This window comes from Leifsonia lichenia (assembly GCF_054780215.1).
In genome coordinates this window covers 1-5,472 of record NZ_BAAGWT010000011.1, presented here as the reverse complement: position 1 = coordinate 5,472, position 5,472 = coordinate 1, and the positions used below count along the sequence as shown (strand labels likewise).

General features: G+C 54.7%; 3 rRNA genes. All 3 read left to right on the top strand.

Features of this window, described 5'->3' with window-relative positions:
- The first annotated feature begins 194 nt into the window (after positions 1-194).
- A 16S ribosomal RNA gene (locus tag ACYVGI_RS19085) occupies positions 195-1,718 on the top strand.
- A 439-nt stretch (positions 1,719-2,157) separates the two neighbouring features.
- Positions 2,158-5,274: ribosomal RNA gene (locus ACYVGI_RS19080) — 23S ribosomal RNA — on the top strand.
- 136 nt (positions 5,275-5,410) lie between these two features.
- A 5S ribosomal RNA gene (gene rrf, locus ACYVGI_RS19075) occupies positions 5,411-5,472 on the top strand; the annotation flags it as partial.

Sequence of the window (5,472 nt, the reverse complement as noted above, 5' to 3'; positions counted from 1 at the left end):
TCAACAGCGTGCACAATGTCAAATGCCAAAAACCTCGTGTTCAGCTTCGGCTGGGCAAGAGATTCCTTTGGATTAGATACAGAATGTCAGTAGATATTCGAAACTAGTCAGATCAACTCGCGGGGAGAACAGGCCTATTCCGGTCCGCTTCTCGCACAATGTTTCCCGGTCGCTTGCGGCCGTGGAGCTAAACATTTACGGAGAGTTTGATCCTGGCTCAGGACGAACGCTGGCGGCGTGCTTAACACATGCAAGTCGAACGATGAACCTGGAGCTTGCTCTGGGGGATTAGTGGCGAACGGGTGAGTAACACGTGAGTAACCTGCCCTTGACTCTGGGATAACCTCCGGAAACGGAAGCTAATACCGGATATGACGTACGGAGGCATCTCCTGTGCGTGGAAAGAATTTCGGTCAAGGATGGACTCGCGGCCTATCAGGTAGTTGGTGAGGTAACGGCTCACCAAGCCTACGACGGGTAGCCGGCCTGAGAGGGTGACCGGCCACACTGGGACTGAGACACGGCCCAGACTCCTACGGGAGGCAGCAGTGGGGAATATTGCACAATGGGCGCAAGCCTGATGCAGCAACGCCGCGTGAGGGACGACGGCCTTCGGGTTGTAAACCTCTTTTAGTAGGGAAGAAGCGAAAGTGACGGTACCTGCAGAAAAAGCACCGGCTAACTACGTGCCAGCAGCCGCGGTAATACGTAGGGTGCAAGCGTTGTCCGGAATTATTGGGCGTAAAGAGCTCGTAGGCGGTTTGTCGCGTCTGCTGTGAAAACCCGAGGCTCAACCTCGGGCCTGCAGTGGGTACGGGCAGACTAGAGTGCGGTAGGGGAGAATGGAATTCCTGGTGTAGCGGTGGAATGCGCAGATATCAGGAGGAACACCGATGGCGAAGGCAGTTCTCTGGGCCGTAACTGACGCTGAGGAGCGAAAGCGTGGGGAGCGAACAGGATTAGATACCCTGGTAGTCCACGCCGTAAACGTTGGGCGCTAGATGTGGGGACCATTCCACGGTTTCCGTGTCGCAGCTAACGCATTAAGCGCCCCGCCTGGGGAGTACGGCCGCAAGGCTAAAACTCAAAGGAATTGACGGGGGCCCGCACAAGCGGCGGAGCATGCGGATTAATTCGATGCAACGCGAAGAACCTTACCAAGGCTTGACATATACGAGAACGGGCCAGAAATGGTCAACTCTTTGGACACTCGTAAACAGGTGGTGCATGGTTGTCGTCAGCTCGTGTCGTGAGATGTTGGGTTAAGTCCCGCAACGAGCGCAACCCTCGTTCTATGTTGCCAGCACGTAATGGTGGGAACTCATAGGAGACTGCCGGGGTCAACTCGGAGGAAGGTGGGGATGACGTCAAATCATCATGCCCCTTATGTCTTGGGCTTCACGCATGCTACAATGGCCGGTACAAAGGGCTGCAATACCGTAAGGTGGAGCGAATCCCAAAAAGCCGGTCTCAGTTCGGATTGAGGTCTGCAACTCGACCTCATGAAGTCGGAGTCGCTAGTAATCGCAGATCAGCAACGCTGCGGTGAATACGTTCCCGGGCCTTGTACACACCGCCCGTCAAGTCATGAAAGTCGGTAACACCCGAAGCCGGTGGCCTAACCCTTGTGGAAGGAGCCGTCGAAGGTGGGATCGGTGATTAGGACTAAGTCGTAACAAGGTAGCCGTACCGGAAGGTGCGGCTGGATCACCTCCTTTCTAAGGAGCATCTGGCACTCTCGGGTGTCCAGGCGCCGGATCTGAGCGAATGTCTCAGCCGGTTAGCTCATGGGTGGAACATTGACATTGGTGTGGAGCTGAATGGCTCGAACTCAGTACGTCTCTTTTGGAGATAGGAACGGTTCGGACTGGGAGGTTCTGCACAGGCACGCTGTTGGGTCCTGAGGGACCGGGCCTCGCTTCGTTCGGAGCGGGAAACGAACCTCTGGACCTTTTCTTGTTGGGCATGACTTGCCTGGCGGAGAGGGTACCGCCCGTACTTTGAGAACTACACAGTGGACGCGAGCATCTTAGATTCGAGACTTTCGGGTCTCGGATCACAAGATCAAACAGCATTCCTTTCGGGGAGTGCTGGTAGATCATTGGTCAATCTGCTCACCCTTTGAGGGTGAGTCGATCGATTCTAAAACTCATGTGATTTCAAGTTTCTAAGAGCAAACGGTGGATGCCTTGGCATCTGGAGCCGAAGAAGGACGTAGTAATCTGCGATAAGCCTCGGGGAGTTGATAAACGAACTTTGATCCGAGGATTTCCGAATGGGGAAACCCCGCTGGGCCCTTTGGGTGACCCAGTGACTCCCGCCTGAATATATAGGGCGGGTAGAGGGAACGTGGGGAAGTGAAACATCTCAGTACCCACAGGAAGAGAAAGCAAAAGCGATTCCGTTAGTAGTGGCGAGCGAAACCGGATCAGGCTAAACCGATCATGTGTGATAGCCGGCAGGCGTTGCATGGTCGGGGTTGTGGGACTTTTCTGCTGCTTCTGCCGAACAGCGAACGTTACAGAGGAATATAGGCGAATGGTTTTGAAAGGCCAGTCATAGAGGGTGCCAACCCCGTAGCCGAAATGTTCTGATGGCGTGAAGAGTATCCCAAGTAGCACGGGGCCCGAGAAATCCCGTGTGAATCTGTCAGGACCACCTGATAAGCCTAAATACTCCCAGATGACCGATAGCGGACAAGTACCGTGAGGGAAAGGTGAAAAGTACCCCGGGAGGGGAGTGAAATAGTACCTGAAACCGTTTGCTTACAAACCGTTGGAGCCTCCTTGTAGGGGTGACAGCGTGCCTTTTGAAGAATGAGCCTGCGAGTTAGCGATATGTGGCGAGGTTAACCCGTGAGGGGTAGCCGTAGCGAAAGCGAGTCTGAATAGGGCGATTCAGTCGCATGTCCTAGACCCGAAGCGAAGTGATCTATCCATGGCCAGGTTGAAGCGACGGTAAGACGTCGTGGAGGACCGAACCCACTTAGGTTGAAAACTGAGGGGATGAGCTGTGGATAGGGGTGAAAGGCCAATCAAACTTCGTGATAGCTGGTTCTCTCCGAAATGCATTTAGGTGCAGCGTTGCGTGTTTCTTGCCGGAGGTAGAGCTACTGGATGGCCGATGGGCCCCAAAAGGTTACTGACGTCAGCCAAACTCCGAATGCCGGTAAGTGAGAGCGCAGCAGTGAGACGGTGGGGGATAAGCTTCATCGTCGAGAGGGAAACAACCCAGACCACCAACTAAGGTCCCTAAGCGCGTGCTAAGTGGGAAAGGATGTGGAGTTGCACAGACAACCAGGAGGTTGGCTTAGAAGCAGCCACCCTTGAAAGAGTGCGTAATAGCTCACTGGTCAAGTGATTCCGCGCCGACAATGTAACGGGGCTCAAGCACGCCACCGAAGTTGTGGCATTGACATTAGTGGTAGGCCTTCGTGGTCCAGCCGTGTTGATGGGTAGGAGAGCGTCGTGTGGCGAGTGAAGCGGCGGTGTGAACCAGCCGTGGACGCTACACGAGTGAGAATGCAGGCATGAGTAGCGAAAGACGGGTGAGAAACCCGTCCTCCGAAAGACCAAGGGTTCCAGGGCCAGGCTAATCCGCCCTGGGTAAGTCGGGACCTAAGGCGAGGCCGACAGGCGTAGTCGATGGACAACGGGTTGATATTCCCGTACCGGCGAAGAACCGCCCAAGCTAATCCAGTAATGCTAAGTGTCTGAATCCCCGTGATCGAGGCCTTCGGGCTGAGACGTGTGGGCCTAGCACACGACCCTATGCTGGTGCGGCTAGCGTATTAACAGGTGTGACGCAGGAAGGTAGCCGAGCCGGGCGATGGTTGTCCCGGTCTAAGTGTGTAACCCGAGAGATAGGCAAATCCGTCTCTCATACAGGGCCAGGCACGATGGGTAGTCTTAAGTGACGAAATCGGTGATCCTATGCTGCCAAGAAAAGCATCGACGCGAGGTTCCAGCCGCCCGTACCCCAAACCGACTCAGGTGGTCAGGTAGAGAATACCAAGGAGATCGAGAGAATCGTGGTTAAGGAACTCGGCAAAATGCCCCCGTAACTTCGGGAGAAGGGGGGCCTGAGGCGTGAACGGACTTGCTCCGGGAGCGTTTGACGGCCGCAGAGACCAGTGGGAAGCGACTGTTTACTAAAAACACAGGTCCGTGCTAAGTCGCAAGACGATGTATACGGACTGACGCCTGCCCGGTGCTGGAAGGTTAAGAGGAACGGTTAGCCGCAAGGCGAAGCTGAGAATTTAAGCCCCAGTAAACGGCGGTGGTAACTATAACCATCCTAAGGTAGCGAAATTCCTTGTCGGGTAAGTTCCGACCTGCACGAATGGCGTAACGACTTCCCAGCTGTCTCAACCGCGAACTCGGCGAAATTGCACTACGAGTAAAGATGCTCGTTACGCGCAGCAGGACGGAAAGACCCCGTGACCTTTACTACAGCTTGGTATTGGTGTTCGGTGTGGCTTGTGTAGGATAGGTGGGAGACTGTGAAGCGGGCACGCTAGTGTTCGTGGAGTCATTGTTGAAATACCACTCTGGTCACTCTGGATATCTAACTTCGAACCGTAATCCGGTTCAGGGACAGTGCCTGGTGGGTAGTTTAACTGGGGCGGTTGCCTCCCAAAAAGTAACGGAGGCGCCCAAAGGTTCCCTCAACCTGGTTGGCAATCAGGTGTCGAGTGTAAGTGCACAAGGGAGCTTGACTGTGAGACTGACAAGTCGAGCAGGGACGAAAGTCGGGACTAGTGATCCGGCAGTGGCTTGTGGAAGCGCTGTCGCTCAACGGATAAAAGGTACCTCGGGGATAACAGGCTGATCTTGCCCAAGAGTCCATATCGACGGCATGGTTTGGCACCTCGATGTCGGCTCGTCGCATCCTGGGGCTGGAGTAGGTCCCAAGGGTTGGGCTGTTCGCCCATTAAAGCGGTACGCGAGCTGGGTTTAGAACGTCGTGAGACAGTTCGGTCCCTATCCGCTGCGCGCGTAGGAAATTTGAAAGGATCTGACCCTAGTACGAGAGGACCGGGTTGGACGAACCTCTGGTGTGTCAGTTGTTCCGCCAGGAGCACCGCTGATTAGCTACGTTCGGGATGGATAACCGCTGAAAGCATCTAAGCGGGAAGCCGGCCTTGAGATGAGATTTCCATGCCTTCGGGCGAGAGGCTCCCAGCTAGACTACTGGGTTGATAGGCCGGATGTGGAAGTGGGGACTAAAGACCCATGGAGCTGACCGGTACTAATAAGCCGATAACTTGATAATCACTACTCACACACATGTTGTAAGGCTGGTGTGTGAGGCCAAAGATTGCTTGCGTCCACTATGTGGTTCTCGATGTACGGTCGAGAACCGAACCAATCAGCAGATTGGTCCGTTCACTTTGATACATCAATAGTGTTTCGGCGGCCATAGCGAGAGGGAAACGCCCGGTCACATTCCGAACCCGGAAGCTAAGACTCT